This window comes from Mameliella sp. AT18 (genome assembly GCF_028807275.1).
Taxonomy (GTDB): domain Bacteria; phylum Pseudomonadota; class Alphaproteobacteria; order Rhodobacterales; family Rhodobacteraceae; genus Antarctobacter; species Antarctobacter albus.
In genome coordinates this window covers 21,494-39,528 of record NZ_JARAMO010000306.1, presented here as the reverse complement: position 1 = coordinate 39,528, position 18,035 = coordinate 21,494, and the positions used below count along the sequence as shown (strand labels likewise).

The 18,035-nt window shown below is 67.3% G+C and carries 17 protein-coding genes; 4 read left to right on the top strand and 13 right to left on the bottom strand.

Going from position 1 to position 18,035, the window contains the following annotated elements:
* From PVW46_RS25370 to PVW46_RS25360, 3 genes are all read left to right on the top strand, one after another.
* Window positions 1-689 (top strand): ATP-binding cassette domain-containing protein (locus tag PVW46_RS25370; protein WP_274578164.1); only part of this gene is annotated, 689 nt, incomplete at its 5' end.
* Window positions 686-1,378, top strand: a complete 693-nt coding sequence (locus PVW46_RS25365; protein WP_069208426.1) for an SDR family NAD(P)-dependent oxidoreductase — start codon at window positions 686-688, stop codon at window positions 1,376-1,378. The genes PVW46_RS25370 and PVW46_RS25365, both read left to right, overlap by 4 nt.
* Window position 1,379: 1 nt before the next feature.
* Complete coding sequence (locus PVW46_RS25360; protein ID WP_069208427.1) at window positions 1,380-2,732, top strand: NAD(P)/FAD-dependent oxidoreductase; 1,353 nt, start codon at window positions 1,380-1,382, stop codon at window positions 2,730-2,732.
* A gap of 16 nt (window positions 2,733-2,748) precedes the next feature.
* On the opposite strand, the gene PVW46_RS25355 is transcribed toward PVW46_RS25360, so the two are convergent.
* The 6 genes from PVW46_RS25355 to PVW46_RS25330 are packed head-to-tail and all read right to left on the bottom strand — an operon-like array spanning window position 2,749 to window position 9,126.
* On the bottom strand, window positions 2,749-3,567 hold the full coding sequence (locus PVW46_RS25355; protein ID WP_069208428.1) for a sulfurtransferase: 819 nt from the start codon (window positions 3,565-3,567) through the stop codon (window positions 2,749-2,751).
* 17 nt (window positions 3,568-3,584) lie between these two features.
* Window positions 3,585-4,541: a hypothetical protein gene (locus PVW46_RS25350; RefSeq protein WP_069208429.1), complete on the bottom strand. Its 957-nt coding sequence runs from the start codon at window positions 4,539-4,541 to the stop codon at window positions 3,585-3,587.
* Window positions 4,538-5,878, bottom strand: coding sequence for a M20/M25/M40 family metallo-hydrolase (locus tag PVW46_RS25345; protein WP_139132251.1), 1,341 nt, complete (start codon window positions 5,876-5,878; stop codon window positions 4,538-4,540). The genes PVW46_RS25350 and PVW46_RS25345 overlap by 4 nt, the downstream gene beginning before the upstream one ends.
* Window positions 5,875-6,795 (bottom strand): ABC transporter permease, encoded by a 921-nt coding sequence (locus PVW46_RS25340; RefSeq protein ID WP_069208430.1) that lies wholly within the window; start codon window positions 6,793-6,795, stop codon window positions 5,875-5,877. The genes PVW46_RS25345 and PVW46_RS25340 overlap by 4 nt, the downstream gene beginning before the upstream one ends.
* Window positions 6,795-7,634, bottom strand: coding sequence for an ABC transporter permease (locus PVW46_RS25335; protein WP_069208431.1), 840 nt, complete (start codon window positions 7,632-7,634; stop codon window positions 6,795-6,797). The genes PVW46_RS25340 and PVW46_RS25335 overlap by 1 nt, the downstream gene beginning before the upstream one ends.
* A 4-nt stretch (window positions 7,635-7,638) precedes the next feature.
* Window positions 7,639-9,126, bottom strand: a complete 1,488-nt coding sequence (locus PVW46_RS25330) for an ABC transporter substrate-binding protein (protein ID WP_069208432.1) — start codon at window positions 9,124-9,126, stop codon at window positions 7,639-7,641.
* Between the two features lie 177 nt (window positions 9,127-9,303).
* Between PVW46_RS25330 and PVW46_RS25325 the strand changes: the two genes are divergently transcribed.
* Complete coding sequence (locus PVW46_RS25325) at window positions 9,304-9,990, top strand: GntR family transcriptional regulator (protein WP_069208433.1); 687 nt, start codon at window positions 9,304-9,306, stop codon at window positions 9,988-9,990.
* Between the two features lie 26 nt (window positions 9,991-10,016).
* Here PVW46_RS25325 and PVW46_RS25320 read toward each other — a convergent pair whose 3' ends face one another.
* The 7 genes from PVW46_RS25320 to PVW46_RS25290 all read right to left on the bottom strand — a co-directional run bounded on the left by PVW46_RS25320 (window position 10,017) and on the right by PVW46_RS25290 (window position 18,030).
* The gene (locus tag PVW46_RS25320) at window positions 10,017-10,775 is read right to left on the bottom strand and encodes a helix-turn-helix domain-containing protein (protein WP_069208434.1); all 759 of its coding nucleotides are present in this window, start codon (window positions 10,773-10,775) and stop codon (window positions 10,017-10,019) included.
* On the bottom strand, window positions 10,772-12,376 hold the full coding sequence (locus PVW46_RS25315) for a hydantoinase B/oxoprolinase family protein (protein WP_069208435.1): 1,605 nt from the start codon (window positions 12,374-12,376) through the stop codon (window positions 10,772-10,774). The genes PVW46_RS25320 and PVW46_RS25315 overlap by 4 nt, the downstream gene beginning before the upstream one ends.
* The gene (locus PVW46_RS25310; RefSeq protein ID WP_069208436.1) at window positions 12,373-14,427 is read right to left on the bottom strand and encodes a hydantoinase/oxoprolinase family protein; all 2,055 of its coding nucleotides are present in this window, start codon (window positions 14,425-14,427) and stop codon (window positions 12,373-12,375) included. Before PVW46_RS25310 ends, PVW46_RS25315 begins: the two co-directional genes overlap by 4 nt.
* A 331-nt stretch (window positions 14,428-14,758) precedes the next feature.
* Complete coding sequence (locus tag PVW46_RS25305; protein ID WP_043145488.1) at window positions 14,759-15,286, bottom strand: DUF2478 domain-containing protein; 528 nt, start codon at window positions 15,284-15,286, stop codon at window positions 14,759-14,761.
* An 8-nt stretch (window positions 15,287-15,294) separates the two neighbouring features.
* Entirely contained in the window at window positions 15,295-16,566 is a 1,272-nt protein-coding gene (locus PVW46_RS25300) for a molybdopterin molybdotransferase MoeA (protein ID WP_069208437.1), read from the bottom strand.
* A complete protein-coding gene (locus PVW46_RS25295) occupies window positions 16,553-17,179 on the bottom strand; it encodes a carbonic anhydrase (RefSeq protein ID WP_043145491.1) in 627 nt (208 codons plus the stop codon). Before PVW46_RS25295 ends, PVW46_RS25300 begins: the two co-directional genes overlap by 14 nt.
* A 53-nt stretch (window positions 17,180-17,232) precedes the next feature.
* Window positions 17,233-18,030 (bottom strand): peptidylprolyl isomerase, encoded by a 798-nt coding sequence (locus tag PVW46_RS25290; RefSeq protein ID WP_043145494.1) that lies wholly within the window; start codon window positions 18,028-18,030, stop codon window positions 17,233-17,235.
* Window positions 18,031-18,035: the final 5 nt, after the last annotated feature.

Genomic DNA, 18,035 nt, shown 5'->3' with positions numbered 1-18,035 from the left:
TGCAGATGATCTTTCAGGATCCCTTTGCCAGCCTCGACCCCCGGTTCCGTATCGGGGACGCCATCGCCGAACCGATGCTGACCCACGGTCTTGTCTCGCGTGCCGAGGCGCCAGGGCGCGTGGCGGACCTGTTGGAAAAGGTCGGGCTGACGGGAGACATGGCGCGGCGCTATCCCAACGAGTTCTCCGGCGGCCAGCGCCAGCGCCTCTGCATCGCCCGCGCGCTAGGCATGACACCCAGCCTGATTGTCGCGGACGAGGCGGTGTCGGCGCTGGATGTCTCGATCAAGGCGCAGGTCATCAACCTGATGCTGGACCTGCAGGAAGAGATGGGCCTGTCCTACCTCTTCATCAGCCACGACATGGCGGTGGTGGAACGCATGAGCCACCGTGTCGCGGTCATGTACCTTGGCGAGATCGTCGAGATCGGCCCGCGCGCCGCGATCTTCGAAAACCCGCAGCACCCCTACACCCGCCGCCTGCTGTCGGCCGTGCCGGTCCCGGACCCGGCGCGCAGGGGCATGCGCCGCGGGCTGGACGTGCGCGACCTGAAAAGCCCGGTGCGCCCCCTGGACTACCAGCCGCCCAAGCGGGAATGGCGCGAGGTTTCGCCCGGGCATCGCGTCCAGGTGCCCGGGCCGGAATGGGCCGGCGAGATCGCCGAACAGGCGGCGGGCATCCCGGCATGAACCGCCCCGTCGTGATGATTTCCGGTGCCAGCCGAGGCATCGGCGCGGCCATCGCCGCCGAGATGCACTCGGCCGGATGGGCGCTGAGCCTGGGCCTGCGCGACCCGGACACCAGCCCCCTGCCCGCCTCGGACATCGTGCTGACCTGCCGCTACGACGCCACCGACCCGGACAGCGAAAACGCCTGGATCGCCGCGACGCAGGCTCGATTTGGCCGGCTGGACGGGCTGGTTCTGAACGCCGGCATCCACAGCACGCATTCGGTGCTGGAGGCCAGCGAGGCAGAGTTCGACCAGCTGTTCGACGTCAACGTGAAATCGCCGATGCGCCTGTCTCAACTGGCCTGGCCCCTGCTGGAACAGGGTCCGGGCCGGATCGTCACCATCGCCTCGCTGTCCGGCAAGCGGGTGAAATCGCCGGGATCGGGGCTTTATGCCATGTCGAAATTCGCCCTTGTCGGGCTGACCCATGCCCTGCGGCAGGCCGGCAAGGACAGCGGCGTGCGCGCCACCGCCATCTGTCCCAGTTTCGTGGCAACCGACATGGGCCGGGCCGCATCGGGCACAGATGGCAGCGACAAGACCCGCCCCGAGGACATCGCCCGCATCACCCGCACCGTGCTGGAACTGCCCGCCTCTGCCAGCGTGGCCGAAATCCCCGTCCACTGGGGGGTAGAGGATTGTTTCTGACATGACACTGCCCAATCGCGGCCCGGCGCCGCTTTCGGTCGCCAGTTCGGGCGATCTGCCCGCGACGGCGGATATCGTCGTCATCGGCGGTGGGATCATCGGTGCCGCGACGGCGCTGGAGCTGGCCCGCGCCGGCCATGGCACCTGCCTGCTTGAAAAGGGGATCATCGCCGGGGAACAGTCCAGCCGCAACTGGGGCTGGGTCCGGCAAGCTGGGCGCGACCTGCGCGAACTGCCCCTGTCGACCCTGGCCCGCCGCCGCTGGCAGACCCTCTCGGACAGGATCGGCCCCGATCTTGGCTACGTCGAATGCGGCATCGCCTATGTTGCCCGCTCGCCCGAACAGGCGGCCCGCCACCAGGCCTGGGTAACAGAGGCCGCAGGACATGGGATCGCAGCCGAGATCCTTGGCCCCGAACGTCTCACAGCCATCGCTCCCGGGCTGGCCCGAACGGGGCTGTCCGCGCTCTACTTGCCCGGGGACGGACGGGCCGAACCGCAAAACGCCGCGCCGTTGCTGGCCCGCGAGGCCATTCGCGAGGGGGCCAGCATCCATCAGCACTGTGCCGCGCTGGAGATCGAGACCGACCGCGCGGGCATCAGCGGGGTGCGCACCGAACGGGGGCGGATCGCCACGCGTTGCGTCATCGTTGCGGGCGGCATCTGGTCCGCGCCCCTGTTGCGACGGCTGGGCGTGGACCTGCCCCAGCTCAAGGTCCTGTCCTCGGCCTGCCGCACCGCGAGCCTGACCACGGCACAGGGCACCGCTTTCACCCCCTGCCTTTCGCTGGGCGGCGTCGCCCTGCGGCATCGCGCGGACGGCGGGGTCACGATGGCCAGTTCCGCCACCGCCGTGGCCGAGCTCGTGCCGGACAGTTTCCGCCACATGCGGGCCTTTCTGCCCGGTCTGCGCAGCATGTTGCCGGGCCTGAAGCTGCGGTTGGGCGCCGCCACCCTGCGCGAGGCCGGCTGGCTGTTCTCTGGCGTCGCGCTGGAACACAGCCTGACGCGGCACCGCATCATGGATCCCGCGCCGGACCGCCGTGCCCTGCGGCAGGTCAGGCTTCGCCTTGCAGAGAGCTTTCCCGCGCTCGCAGACCTTGAAGAGGTGCAGGACTGGGGCGGGCTGATCGACGTCACGCCGGACGTGATCCCGGTGATCTCGACGGTCGGAACGGTGCCCGGTCTGGTCATCGGCACCGGCTTTTCCGGGCATGGTTTCGGCATCGGCCCCGGCGCCGGACGTGTGCTGGCCGAACTGGCCACGGATCAGCGGCCCAGCGTCGACCTGCAGGATTTCCGGCTCGACCGTTTCGGCAAGGGCCAACGCGTGCAGATGCAATCCTGGCTTTGACAGGTCCCCTACCCATTCAGGCAGGGCCGGTTTCCATCGGCAAGGCCGGGTCGGCGGCCCATTCGTGCCAGGAGCCGACAAAGATCCCCACATTGTCGAACCCCGCCATGCGCAAACCGTACAGCGCCGTCGCCGCCCGCGCGCCCCTGTGGCAATAGGTGACGACGGGCCGCGCCGGGTCCAGCCCGGCGGCAATGACCGCCGCGCGGATTTCTTCGGCCGGGCGATAGCGCCCGTCGCGGATCATGTCCTCGTAGAACATGAACAGCGCGCCCGGAACACGCCCGCCACGGGCGCAGCAGTCATGCGCGAAACTGCCGTCGAACTCGCTGGGGCGCCGCACGTCGAAGATCTGGAGCTCCGGCGCCGGTGTCAGAAGGGCGTCGCGGATCAGCGCCAGGTCGGGCCGCCAGCCCTCCGGCGCGGGTCCGTCCACATGGGTGATCGCCTCGGCCACCCCCTGCCCTGGTGCCGTCGCGCCGCCGATCTCGCGCCAGGCACGCAACCCGCCATCCAGGATCACACCGCCGTCACGCCCCAGCAATTCCTGGAACCACAGACCGCGCGGCGAGCGCATGCCCGTTTCCTCCTCGAACCAGACCACGGTCCGGGCCCTGTCCAGCCCGGCCCGGCGAAAGGCCTCAGCCGCGCCCGCCGCCATGCCGGCATACCCCTCGTCGGTGCTGTCCGGCACGAAATAGTCGTAGACGTTCAGAAAGATCGCGCCCGGCAGGCTCTCCTGCTCCCAGGCTTCGCGGGTGCGGGTGTCGACCAGGACAAGCCCCGGTTCGTCCAGCCGGGCGGCAAGTTCGCTTGCGGAAATGGTCACAGGCATGTCGGTCCTTTCGGAAGTCAGTCGGTGAGGATCTGCCCCAACCCCAGGTCGGTGGCCCGGCGCATCAGGCGCGCGGCAAGGGCGATGTCGAAGATGTTGAGGCCGAAGCTGGAGAAATAGACGCAGGCCGCCGGGTCCGGCCGCCAGCCGTCCAGCAGGATCGCGGCGGCATCGGCGGCGATGCGATCGGCAGGAAAACGCCCGGCGCGGTGCATCTGGAACAGGCTCTTGGCGCTTGTCCGCGCAAAGTCGCCCCAGAGATCGCAGGTCACCGCATCGGCGCGGTCGATCGCATCAAAGCTGACCTCGTGATAGCCGATCTGCAGGATCAGCGCGCCTCTGGCCATCACCTCCGGCCCCAGGATCGGTTCCGGCGCCGAGGTACAGGCAAAGGTGACCTCGGCAGTCAGACTGGCCTCCGAGGCCGTCCTGTGGCGGCGGATCTCGATCCCCTCGGGCGCCTCTATCGCGCGTCCCGAGCGTGTCCAGTGATGCACCTCGGCCAGGTCGGGGAACACGGCCCGCGCCATCCGCAGATGCATTTGCGCCTGTGCTCCGGCGCCAAGGATCGCGATACGCCGAACGCCGGGTTTCAGCGCCCGCACCACCGACCCGGACAGCGCCGCCGTCCGCACCCGGGTCAGCATGGCGCTGTCCACGATGCCCATCGGGAGGCCCGTTTCAAGGTCGTCAAGGATGGTGCGCGAGGTGATCGCCTCGCCCCCTTGCGGGGCCTCTGGCCGGTGTACCGCCCATTTCAGCCCGGCGGCGGCAAAGCGTCCGCCGACACGGGCCGGCAGCCCATATCCCCTGGCGCGGGGATCGGTCCCCAGCGGCAGGACATTCTCGGCAGCCATCTCGGCCATTCCGGCACGCAACAGGGCCAGGGCGTCATGCACATCCGCCAAGGCCGCGTCCCAGTCCAGCGCCCCCGCGGCGATCAGGTCGCGGCGGTTGAGGTAGCGCCCGGTCATGCCGCCTGCCCCATGCCCGTCAGCCAGGCCTGGACCGAGGCGATGAACCGTCCGAACCCCTCGATCTGCAGAAACTCGTCAACCGCATGGGCATTCCCGCCTCGACCCGCGCCGCCGATCAGAAAGCTCTCGGCATGGCGGGCAAAGGCGTGCCCGGGGGCAGAGCCAAGGGCCCAGGGCCAGACCTGCGGCGCCTGCGACGTCTGTTCATAGGCCGCGATCAGGGCCCTCACGCCCCGGCTGTCGGCGCCGAAGCGCACGCCCGGCGCGCTCTCTCCCACCTCCAGCGTCACGCCGCCGCCGTCCAGCCGGGCGCGCTGCGCCGCCAGGAAACGCCCGGCCTCCAGTCCCGGCGGGGTGCGCAGGTCGAACAGGGCCTCGGCCCTGTGCGGGATCACGGCGGTGTCCCCCACCGGGTCACTGGTCAGCGAAGAGATATTCAGCGAGGCGGTGCGCAGGACATGGCGCAGCAGCGCCTCGGCATCGCCACCAAGGGCAAAGCGGCTGGCAGTGCGAAATTCCAGTTCAGCCTCCGGGTCGAACCCCTGCGCCAGCGTGGCGATCAGCACCGAGGCCTCCTCATCCAGAGCCACCTGCGCCAGTTCGCCCGTCACCGCGCCGCCGAAGTCCCCCAGCGCGTCGACAAGCACCCGTGCCGGGTTGGCGATCCAGGGGGCGTTGCTGGAATGGATCGCCGTGCGTGGGCCGCCCCAGTCCCCGCCCTCGACCAGAAGCCGGCCCTTGGTGATCCCCGAAAAGCCCAGGAACACACGTGGCGCCCCGCCGCCATATTCGCAAAGGCTGGGAAACAGCCCTCCGGTGCAGGACGGCAAGGGACACCCGGGCGCGGCAAGGTAGCGCCGCATCGCTGGTGATCCGTGTTCTTCCTCACCGTCCAGCAGGATCTCGACGTTGACGTGCAGACGGCCTGCGCGGTGCAGGTCGCGCAGGGCGACAAGCATTCCGGCCAGCGGCCCCTTGTTGTTCTCGGCGCCGCGGGCGACAAAGACCTCGCCCAGCCCCTCCATCCGGGTCCGCCCGCCCGTCCAGGGATCGACGCGCCAGCCCTCGGGCATCGCGGGCATGACATCGTACATGTTGTAGAGGATCACGCTCTCATCCGCGCCGACGTCCAGTCGCGCATGGATCACGGGGGCGCCCTCCGGCCCTCCGACCGGCGCGATGATGGTCGCCCCCAGTTCGCCGGTCAGCCAATCCAGCAGCGCGGTCACCTGGCGCGCCTGCGCCGCCGGATCGCCTGCGTGCGAGGGGATCGCGCACCAGAGCGCCGTCAGGTCCAGCGCCTCTTCCAGCAGGGGCGCGGGCGCCGTCCTCACAGGCGGATCCTCGGGTTGAGCCAGGTGTAGGCCACGTCGACCAGGAAATTTGCCACGACAAAGACCAGTGCCGCGAACAGGACCACCGCCTGCACGACCGGGAAATCGCGGTTCTGGATCGCCTCGACCGCCAGCCGCCCGATCCCCGGCCAGGCAAAGATGATTTCGGTCACCAGTGCACCGCCCATGAGCGAGGCCAGGTACATGCCCTGCAGGGTGACAACCGGGATCATCGCGTTGCGCAGGGCGTGGCGGACGACGATGCGCCATTCGGTCAGCCCCTTGGCGCGCGCGGTGCGAACATAGTTCTCGCCCAGCGTCTCGATCAGGCTGGACCGCACCAGCCGGGTGATTGCCGAGAGGTAATAGGCGCCCAGCGCCAGCGAAGGCATGACCAGGTGACCGAAGCTGCCATAGCCGCTGGAAGGCAGCCAGCGCAGGTTCAGCGAAAAGAGGATGATCAGCATCAGCGCCAGCCAGAACACCGGCACAGCCTGCCCCAGCAGGGAAATGACGCGAATGGCAAAGTCGATCGGGCTGTTCTTGCGCACCGCCGCGATGGCGCCCAGCAGGAAGCCCAGCAAGGACGACCAGAGCAGCGCCGAGAGCGCCAGGAGCGCGGTCGCGCCCAGCCTTTCCGTCAACAGGTCCATCGCCGGGCGGCTGTAGCGCAGGGACGACCCGAGGTCGCCCTGCAGTGCATCGACCAGGAAGCGCCCGTACTGGACGATGATCGGATCGTCGAAGCCCATCGCCTCGCGGAAGGCGTCGATCTCGGCGGCTGTGGAATCCGGTGCCATCATCAGCACTGCCGGGTCGCCGGTCAGGAACAGCGCAAAGAACACCAGCGCCGAGACGCCGAACATCACGATCAGGCCCTGAGCGGCACGGGACAGCAGGAAGCGCAGGCCTTTCATCAGGACACCTTGCTTTCGGCCCGGCGGACCAGCCAGTCGCCAAGCAGGTTGCAGCCGATAACCAGCGCGCCAATCATCAGGCCGGGATAAAGCACCAGCCAGTTCGCGATCAGGATCACCGACCGGCCCTCGCCGATCAGGTTGCCCAGCGTCGGCATCGGCGGCTGCACCCCCAGCCCGAGAAACCCGACAGAGGCCTCGAGGATGATCAGGCGCGGCAGGTCCAGCGTCAGCAGCACGGTCTGCGGCCCGATGATGTTGGGCAGGACGTGGCGAAAGATGATCGTCGTGTCCGACAGTCCCATCGCGCGCGAGGCGTCGATGTATTCCAGTTCCCGCACCTCCAGCGTGCGGCCCCGGGCGACGCGGGCAAAAATCGCCCAGCCCGTCAGGCCCAACACGATCACGAGGTTGGTCATCGAGGGGCCCAGCACCGAGACCAGCAAGAGGATCAGCAGGATGAAGGGCACCGCCAGCTGGATGTCCACGAGGCGCATGATCAGCGCATCGACCCAGCCGCCGTAATACCCCGCGATCATGCCCAGCGCGGTGCCAAGCACGACAGAGATCAGCGCCGCGATCAGCACGATCCCGAAGGACACCAGCGTCCCCAGTCCCAGCCGGGCGAGAAGATCCCGCCCGAGCTGATCGGTTCCCAGCGGATGGAGCGCGTCCCCCACCACGGTCATCGGAGGTTTGAACGTCGCGGAAATGTCACCGCGCAGCGGGTCCAGCGGCCAGGCCAGCGGGACCAGGATACAAAAGGCCACGGATGCCGCGAGGAGGAAGATCGCCAGCGCGGCGTCCTCGTTTCCCTTGATGCGCAAACTTCCGGTCAAGGGGTCAGTCCACCGTGATGGTGAAGACGGGGATGCGGGCGTCGGCCCGGCCGTCGAAGGTCACGTTCGGGGCTTTGCCCATCAGCTTGTCCTCCTGGTAGAGGGTGATCAGCGGCACCTGCTCGGCCGCGACCTCCTGGATCTCCTGCAGGATCGCCGCGCGCGCCTCGGGATCGACGGTCGACCGGCTCTGGTCCAGCAGCGCATCGAGGGCGTCGATCCGGGCCCCCGAATAGGGCTCACCCGACTTCATGATCGCATAGATCGCCGCATCCGCGTCAAGCGTCTGGGTGGAGCCCCAGCCCAGCATGTAGATCGGCCCCTCGAAGGGCACGGTCTGGGTGTAGACCGACCATTCCATCGTCTCCTGGTTCACGTCCAGGCCGATGTCCTCGAACCCCTGCGCGATGGTCTGGGCCACCTCGGCGTTCTTCATGTAGCGGAACGACGACTGCATGGTGATCTCGAACCCGTCCGCGAAGCCTGCCTCAGCCAGCAGCTGCCTTGACAGTTCCGGATCGAATTCCGGCACCGGCACATCGAGATAGCCGAAATCGGCGGCGCCAACCTGCGTGCCCTTCGGCGTGGCAAGCCCGCCCAGCAGGTTCTCGGTGATCGAAACCCGGTCGATGGCGTGGTTCAGCGCCTGGCGCACCTTGACGTTGTCCAGCGGCGCCTTGTCCATGCGCAGGCCCAGGTAGATGGTCAGGCCGCCGTTCTCGACCTGTACCAGGTCGGCGTCGGGCGATTGCTGCAAGAGCGGCACCAGGTCCACCGGCACATCCTCGATCAGGCCCACCTCGCCGGTGATCAGCGCGGTGATCCGCGCCGTCGCATCGGGGATCGGGCGCCAGATCACCGTCTTGATGTCCGGCTGACCGCGCCAGTAGTCGGGGTTGGCCTCCAGGGTCACGCGCTCGTCGGGCACGAAATCCACGAAGGTATAGGCGCCGGTGCCGACGGGATTGTTGGCGAAATGCTCGCGCCCATGTTCGGCGATGTATTTCGGCGGCACGATATAGGCGGGATAGCGGCTCATCCGTGTCGGCAACAGCGGATCGGGATCCGCGGTGGTGATGCGCACGGTCATCGGGTCCACCACCTCGACCGAGGCAATCGTGCGGATGTAGGAAATCGTCGGCGCCTTGTTGTCCGGGTTCAGCACGCGGTCGAGGCTGAATTTCACCGCCTCGGCGTCAAAGGGTTCGCCGTTGTGAAAGGTCACGCCCTCGCGCAGCGTGAATTCCCAGGTTGTGTCGTCGATCGAGGTCCAGCCGGTGGCCAGCCCCGGAACCAGCTTCATGTCCTCGTCGCGCATGACCATCGTGTCAAAGATGTTGTCGACGATGGTGGCCGCCTCGCGCAGGAAACCGGGATCAAGCGCGTTGGTCGAGGCAGATCGCCCAATGACGAGCGTGTCGTCCTGTGCGAATGTCGCCGTGGCCGGAAGGGCCAGGGCAAGACCGAGGGCAAATGCAGGGAAACTCTTCATGTCGTGAGACCTCCTATTGGATGCAGTCGCAGGTTGGATGGGGAAGCGGGCCGCCTGTCTTGGCCTCTTGATTGGATCTTTCGCAGCGATCCAGAATATAATATATCATATATCATGACTCCGCAAGCCGGGCGCGGCCCCGCGCGCAGTCAGACCACACGCAGGAGATTATTTTTTATGCAGACCGGATTCAGTGCCCCGCCCCGCAAGAGCCTGACCGCCCATGTCGAAAGCCAGCTGCGCGACGCGTTGATCGAGGGCCGCCTGGAACCGGGCACACGACTGGTCACGAAGGAGCTGGCGACTTCTCTGGGCATGAGCATCACGCCGGTCCGCGAGGCCCTGGTGCGCTTTGCGGCTTCGGGCGTCCTGACTGCGGAGCCGGCCAGTTCCTTTCGTGTGCCTGTCATGACGGTGGCCAGCTACGCCGAGCTTGGAGCGATCCGAAAACGCGTGGAATCCCTCGCCGCCGAGACCGCCGCACAAAAGATGACCGCCGCCCAGATCGACGCGCTGGAACAACAGGTACAGGCCTACATCGAGGCCAAGCACACCCGCGACCCGCACGAGGCGCTCAAGGAAAACAAGGAGTTGCGGTTCAGTCTTTATGCCGCCGCCGAGATGCCGATCCTCCTGCAGACGATCGAGACGCTCTGGCTGCGCGCCGGGCCGGGCTTCAACTACCTCTTTCCCGATCCCGGGGCGAGCCGCACCGAACACGCCAACTACGAGGCGCTGATCAAGGCCCTGCGCGCCGGCGACCCCGCGGCCGCCGGAGAGGCGATCTGCCGGGCCATCGACGACGGCTCGGAACGGGTGTCGCGGGCCCTTGCCGAACGCGAACGTCAGGCCGGGGCGGGCTGAGATTGCAAAGCGCGGGCAACCCATGATCACAGCTCCCACGCCGACAGGTGACGGGACAGGCTCTCGCGGACGCGCCGTTTCAGCTCTGCCTCCATGTCGCGCCCCGGCGCCAGGACCGAGACCGCAAGTTCGACACCGCCCCGCCCGACGTTGTCCCGCACCGGCATTGCCAGACTGCAGACATCCACCTGCCCCGAACGCCGGGAAACCAGCAGCCAGCCCTGTTCAAGATAGCGCGCCAGTTCGCCCCGCACGCCGGTCTCGCTCAGGCCCCAGTCGGCATAGCGCGGCGCGTTGATGCGCAGCACCTGCTCGCGACCCGGGGCGTCCATCTCTCCCAGCACGACCAACCCGCCGACACCGACGCCCAGCGGAAGGCGCCCGCCGATGCCGTCGAACATCGCGGGCACCTGGGCAAACCCGCTTTGCCAATCCAGGCAGACGGAATCGAACCCCGCCCGCGCCATCAGAAAGGTCGGCAGCCCGGTTTCGGCGGCCACGTTGATCAGCAAGGGACGCAGCGAGGCGGTCATGTCGCCCACCGCCGCCTCCTTAAGTGCGATGGCGTGGATCGCGGGGCCGACATGGTAGTTCCCGCGCCGCCCGATCTGCATGACGAACCCGTGGTCCACCAGCGCCGCAACCGCACGATGCACCGGCGCGCGGGCATCGCCCAGCGCCTCGGCCAGGGCCGTCAGCGACAGGCCCTCTGCCCCGGCTTCGCCCAGAACGGCCAGGATACGCGCGGCACGGGCCGCGTTCGAAGAGGCGCGCGGCGTGCTCATGCGCGGGCCGCCTTGCGCCCCGAGCGCGCATCCGCATCCCGCAGCCCGGCAGAACGCCCCGCCGGATCGCCGTGACCGCCGCCGCCTGGGGTGATGACCTCGAAGATGTCGCCCGCCGCCAGGTCCGCGCTGCCTGACAGGTCGATAGCCTGTGGATCGCCGTTGATGCGGAAGGCGCCGCTGGCGCCCGGGCCGCCACCGTCCAGCCCCCAGGCCCGTGACGTCAGGCGCGCGCCCATGATCTGAACCCTGCAATCCGCATCGGCGCGATAGACCCGCCGCACCCCCATGCCTCCCAGCCAGGTGCCGTCGCCGCCACTGTCCTCGGCGAATTCATAGGCCATCAGGGTGATCGGATATTCCGCCTCCAGCGCCTCCAGCGGCAGGTTTGACGTGTTGGTCATGTGCACCTGCACCGCGTCCAGCCCATCCTTGTCGGGCCGCGCGCCAGAGCCCCCGGCGATGGTTTCCAGATAGACCCACAGACCGCCATCGGGCCGCGTGCCGCTGAAGCTGGCCACATGAACCGATCCGCAGGCCGCCGCGCTGACACGGTCCGGGACCACCTGCGCCAACGCGCCGTGGATCAGGTCGACCACCCGCTGACAGGCCGAGATACGCCCGTCCACCGCCGCCGGATGCACGCAGTTCAACAGCGTCCCGGGTTGCGCCGTGATACTCAGAGGCCGCGCAAGCCCCGCATTGGGCAGGATCGTCGGATCGACCACCGATTTCACCGCGTAATAGACCGTCGCCTGCAGCGCAGTGTAGATCACGTTCAGTCCCGCGCGCACCTGTGGCGGGCTGTCGAAGGTCAGCGCCATGTCCTTGCCCCGGATCGTCAGCGTGACCGAAAGCGTCATGTGCTCGGCCTGGCTCTCGGTCTCGAAGATGTCCGAGAAGGTCCAGGTGCCATCCGGCAGCGCCGCGATCCCGGCGCGCATCTTGCGTTCGGCATAGGCCATCAGGTCCTCGCCCGCCGCCTGTACCGTCTCGACCCCGAAACGCGCGCAAAGCTCCTGCATCCGCAGCACGCCCAGCCGGTTCGCGGCCATCTGCGCGCGCAGGTCGGACAGGCGTTCGTCCGGCACCTGGCAATTCAGCAGGAACAGGCGCATGACCTCGGGCTGGCGGACGCCGTCCCGCTGCAGGCGGATCGGCGGAATGCGCAGTCCCTCCTGGTAGACATGGGCATGGCCCCGGTCCGCAAAATCCGAATGATGCGCCGTGTTGATGGCCCAGCCGAACAGCGCGCCCTCGACAAAGATCGGTTCGGCCATGACGATGTCCGGCAGATGCGTGCCGCCGCCCGCGTAGGGATCGTTGCCGATAAAGACATCGCCGGGACGCAGGTCCTCTGCCGGATAGGCCTCCAGCAGGCGCGGCACAAATTGCAGGAAACTGCCCAGGTGCATTGGGATATGTTCGGCCTGGCAGAGGATCTCTCCGCCTGCCGTACAAAGCGCGGTGGAACAGTCGCGCCGCTCCTTGATGTTGGTGGAATGGCTGGCGCGCACCAGCGCCTCGCCCATCTCGTCCACCGCAGAGGAAAAGGCGCTGCCGATCACCTCGACGGTCACGGGGTTCAGCGTCCGGGTCATGTGCTGCGCTCCAGGATCAGGGTCAGGTAGGGATCGACGCGCGCCGTCATTCCCGGCGGGACGACAGTGGTCGTATCGAGCTGGTCGATGATCGCGGGCCCCTCGATCAGGTTGCCCGGTCTCAAGAGGGTGCGATCATAGATCGGTGTCTCGGCGAAACCGCCCGCCTCGCGCATCCAGACCGGGCGTTGGCCGGTCCGCGCGGCAGAGGCATCCGGCCCCGCGTCCGGAAATACCGGCATCTGCGCCTTGGGCACGACGCCGGTGGCCTGCAGCCGATAGGTCACCATCTGGATCGCGTCGCCCTCGGCCACGAAGCCGTAAAGCTGTTCGTGCCGGGCCAGAAATCCCTCGCGCAGCGCGTCAAGACTGTTCTCGTCGATCGGCCCCTCCGGCAGATCCACGGCAATCTCGTAGTTCTGACCAGCATAGCGCATATCGACGCGCAAGTTCAGCCCCTGTGCCTCGGGCGCAATGCCTTCGCGGGCGAACCAGTCCCGCGCCTGACCCGCCAGCCCCTCGAAGACCTCGGCCAGATCGGCGGGCTGCGCTTCATCCAGCAGCCGGATCTGCGTCGCCGCATAGTCCGTCCGCAGGTCGGTCATCAAAAGGCCCAGTGCGCAAAGCACGCCCGGCGTGCGCGGGATCAGGATGCGGTCCATGCCCAGCTCCGCCGCCAGCCGCGCCGCGTGTACCGGCCCGGCACCACCGAACGCCACCAGCGCATAGTCGCGCGGGTCATGCCCGCGCTGGACAGAGATCAGCCGGATCGCCTTGGCGGTATTCGCCGTCACGATGTCCAGGATGCCGTCCGCGGTCTCCATCACGCCCAGGCCCAGACGGTCGGCCAACCGCTCCACCGCCGCCACCGACAGGTCACGGTCGATGGGCATCTGCCCGTTCAGCAGCGCTTTGGGGTTCTGGGTCTGCAGGACGACATTTGCATCGGTGACGGTTGGTTCCTCGGTGCCCAGACCATAACAGGCGGGTCCGGGATGGGCGCCCGCGCTGCGCGGCCCGACCTTCAGCAACCCGCCGCTGTCCACATGGGCGATCGACCCGCCCCCGGCGCCCACGGTGTGAATGTCCAGCATCGGCGCCTTGAGCGGGTAGCCATGTACCTCGGCCTCTGCCACCACGCGGCACCTGCCACCCGCCAGCAGCGCCACGTCCGAACTGGTGCCGCCCATGTCGAATGTGATCAGGTTGCCAATGCCGGTCATGGCCCCCAACGCCTGCGCCGCGACGACCCCGGTCGAGGGGCCGGAGAGGACCGTCCGCACCGGCAAGCCCGCTGCCTGGTCGAACCCCGCCACGCCGCCATTCGACTGGGTCAGATGCGGCGTGACCGGCAGGCCTGCCTCTGCCAGACGGGTTTTCAAAGCGGTGACATAGGTCCGCATCACCGGTCCCAGGTAGGCATTGACCACGGTCGTGGACAGGCGCTCATACTCGCGGAACTCGGGCGCCACCTCGTGCGACAGCGCAAGGAAAGCCTCTGGGAATTCCTCGGCCACAATCTCGGCGGCGCGCCGTTCATGCGCCTCGGACAGGAAGGCATAGAGAAAGCTGACGGCGATGGACTCGACCCCCGCCGTGCGCAACTGCCTGACCGCCTCGCGCAGGGCCGCCTCGTCCAGCGGAACCTCGGTGCTGCCATCCCCCCGCAGGCGTTCCGGCACACCGATGCGCAGATTTCGCGTGACAAGCTCCTGCGGCTTGTCCGCGCTCATGTCATAGAGATGCGGGCGTTTCTGCCGACCGATGGCCAACAGGTCACGGAAGCCTTCGGTGGTGATCAGGCCCGTCCTGACGCCCCGATGCTGGATCAGTGCATTGGTTGCAACCGTGGTGCCGTGCCCGAAAAAGCCGACATCCCGCGCCGCGATCCCGGTTCGCGACAGCCCTTCGGCAAAGGCCTGCGCAATCCCGCGCGAGGGGTCGCCCGGGGTCGAGCTGACCTTCCAGATATGAACATCGCCCCTGTCTTCGTCGATCAGGCAGACATCCGTGAATGTGCCGCCAGAATCGATGCCGATGCGCCAGGCCATCGCCCCACCCCGTCTTCGTTACCGTCACCCGCCGGTCTAGCGCGAGACCTGGCACAGACGAAGACAAGACCATTTATCGGATCATTTTTCCTCTATTGATCCTATAATCGGATTTTGAGCGGTGAAGATTTATTCCTTGAGCAGGTTTCCCGCCACCGCCCCCCCCGGTTCGTGACCACCTGGATCGGGGATCGCCCCCAGGCATCCCCGGAACGCGTACTCGGGGCACGCGCCGGATTACATCAACAAACGGCGGTAAACGCGACTTCATCACCTGAGTGGGTGCCGCACACGGTCCACCCCGACACCCCTCCCGGGACGGTTTCAAGCATCACGCAACCATGTCCTCGGATGCGTCCAGCGCCTTCAATGCCCAGCTGGTCAAGGCTTCGATAGAGGGGGCACAACGGTCTGCCAATCCACCGGCAAAGTCCTCGAAGGCTTGCTCGTTCATCGCGTTCAGGCCAACCACGACCGGTATGTCATCCGCAACGGCGCGGGCAAGCACGTCGCGGAACCCTCGGCCCGCCGCTTCCTGCTTTCCGAACTTGTTCAGGACGATGAGGTCTGCGCCTGCGGCCAGGGACGTTTCGACGGCCGCCACGGACAATTCGAGGTTTTCGGGATCGAGCCGGCAACCGCGCGAAGCACTGCCGAGGTTCTGGGATATGCGAAAAACCGGTCCGTCGGGCAGAACCTGCACGTCCATGTCACAGGGATGGTCGCCTTCACGTTCGGTGTTGATTTGCACGAGGCCACGCACCTTGTACCCACGCGCCAGCATCTGCTGAGCAAAGGCGTACAACAATTCATCGGTATCGCCACGTCCGGGCATGATGAGGGTCGCGATCTGGGTCATGGGTCATCTCAACTTTCTTCGAAAGGCAGGAATTCGAGCAACATGCTCGTATCGATCTGGTCGGCCTCCGACGGCAACAGCAACAGGCCGTCGGCGTCGGCAAGGGGGCTGACCCGACCGGAATAGGTGGCCGCCTCGGCGGTGACCGTCGCGCGCCCGCGCAGGTCGAAACCGACGAGTCGCGCGGGACGCAATTCGCAGCGACCGGGCTTGTGGCGGAGGTTTACGGCGGACGACACGATCATCTTGCGCGGTTTGCCGGTGGCCCCTTGCAAGGCATCCACGATGGCACGGCCAAAAAGATGCCAGCCCACGAACGAGGCTTGCGGGTTGCCCGGCAACCCGAGCCAGAGCGCGGTGCCGATGCGGCCGAAGCTGACGGGTTTTCCGGGCTTCAGGGCGACGCCCGCGAAGTGGAGACGGTCCCCGATCCGCTCGACAGCGCGCCGCAGGTAGTCCTCTTCTCCGACGGATACGCCCCCCGTGGTGACGATCAGGTCAACCGCCCCCGAGAGACGCTCCAGTTCGGCACACAACCTGCCCAGGTCATCACCGATACGGGCCTTTTCCACGATGGAGACACCCGGCTGTGCGATCAGGGCCTCCAGCATCGGGCCGTTGACGTCATTGATTTTGCCCGGAGCAGCCTCCTGCCCCGGCGCGACCAATTCCGATCCGGTGATCAGAAGCGCAATGCGCAGCCTTCGGCGTACCCTGACTTCTGCCACTCCCGCGGCGGCCATCACGGCAATGTCGCGCGGTCCGATCCGCCTGCCCGCGAGCAGAATGACATCGCCAGCCGCCATGTCCTCTCCGGCCCTGCGCACATTGGCCCCGACGGTGGGAAGGCGATCAAAGCGGGCGATGCCGTTACGCAGGGTGACGTGTTCTTGTGCCACCACCGCGTTCGCCCCGGCGGGCAGCGGCGCGCCGGTAAAGATCCGCACCGTCGCAATACGATCAAGCTGTGCAGGGGCGTCCCCGGCGGCGGTCCGGTCCACGACCGGCAGGATGCACGGACCCGGTCCGATCAGGTCCCCGCACCGCACGGCGTAGCCGTCGACCGCGCTATTGGCGAAGGGCGGCACATTCACCCGGGACATCACCGGTTCCGACAGACAACGCCCCAGGGCCTCGCCAATCGGCAGCATATCCACCCCCGGCACCAGGGGTGTCTCTGCGGCACAGAGGGCAAGCGCCTCGTTCAACGACGTCAGACCGGGTGCCCCCTCGCTTTCATCGCAGCCGCAGGTGCGGTCACTCAGGTCATGCAGCTTCATGGCAGGCTCCTTTCTTCAGGTTGGGCAGACCAACCGAACATTCCAGATTGCGCAGCAACCCATCCCGCAATCCATAGATCAGGCCGTGGAGGCGCACCGGTTGGCCATCGGCCCAGGCGCGGCGCATGATGGGTGTCTCGGCAACACGTGCGACGCCTTCGATCACGTTGAGTTCGGCCAGCCGGTCCCGGCGTTCCTCCATGTCCGTCAGCACGTCAAGTTCGGCCTGCGCCTGGCGCGCCAACCTCCGGATCGGTTCCAGCCAGTGATCCGCCAGCCCGTGAGGAATATCCTCTGTCGCGGCGCGAATGCCGCCGCATCCATAGTGACCGCAGACGATGATCTCGCGGACCTTCAGCGCCTCGACGGCAAATTCCAGCGCGCTGAGCATGTTCATGTCGGACGAGTGGATCACGTTGGCGACGTTGCGATGGACAAAGACCTCACCCGGGTCCAGCCCCGCCACCACGTTGGCCGGCACCCGGCTGTCCGAACAGCCGATCCAGAAGAATTCCGGCGTCTGCTGTGCCGCAAGCCCGGCGAAAAACCCGGGATCTGCGGCGCGACGCTCGGCCGACCAGGTCCTGTTCCTGTCCAAGAGATCGTTCAGCATGGGCTTGCCACTCCCTGTTTTGTGGAGGTTGTCATCTCGTCCGCACCCGCGCCTCAGGGACAGTTGCCCAGATCGGCCCCGGTGATGTCGGCCTTTTGCGAAAGCGTGGTGACCAGGTCGCGGACCCCCTGCCCCCAGGCGCGCTTTTCCATCGCGGCGCGTAGCCGGGGCGCGACGGCCTCGAAGGGCAGCACGTCGCCTTCGGCACGGTCATCCATGCGAATGACATGCCAGCCATGCCGAGTCCGCACCGGTTCGAATGTGATGTCGCCTGCGGACAAGGTACGCAGCGCAGCCTCGAATTCAGGCACCGTGTCGCCCGGACCGATCTGGCCAAGCATTCCGTCGCGGTCCCTGGAGGGGCAATCGCTTTCCTGACGCGCGAGACGCCCAAAGCTCTTGGGATGGCCCAGCGCGCGGCCTGTCACGTCAATTGCACGGGCAAGGGCCTGCTTGCCCGCCTCCTCGTCCTGCGGGTCGCAGGCGAAGAGAATGTGCGAGACGCTCCACAATGGCGGTGCACGGAACTTCGATGGATCGCGGGACCACTCGGCGCGCACCTCCTCTTCGGATGGCGGCGACACCTGCACCGCATCTTCGAGAAGGGCCCTTATGCGGGCCTCGTTCCCGGTCTCGAACCGTCCCGGTTCGAGCTCTTGCGGATCTGCCGGGATCTCGCGCCGCTGGGCCTCTTGCAAGAGCAGCGCACGCACCGCCAGCGCATTGGCAGCCTTGCGCCAGGCAACACCGGGTTTGCCGCGCGGCGCTTCGTGGTTCTGGGCCTCGGCAGCGATGGCCGCCGAGGGGATGGTGGTGCCGTTCACGACGACATCGGGAAAGAGCGCATTCATCTTGG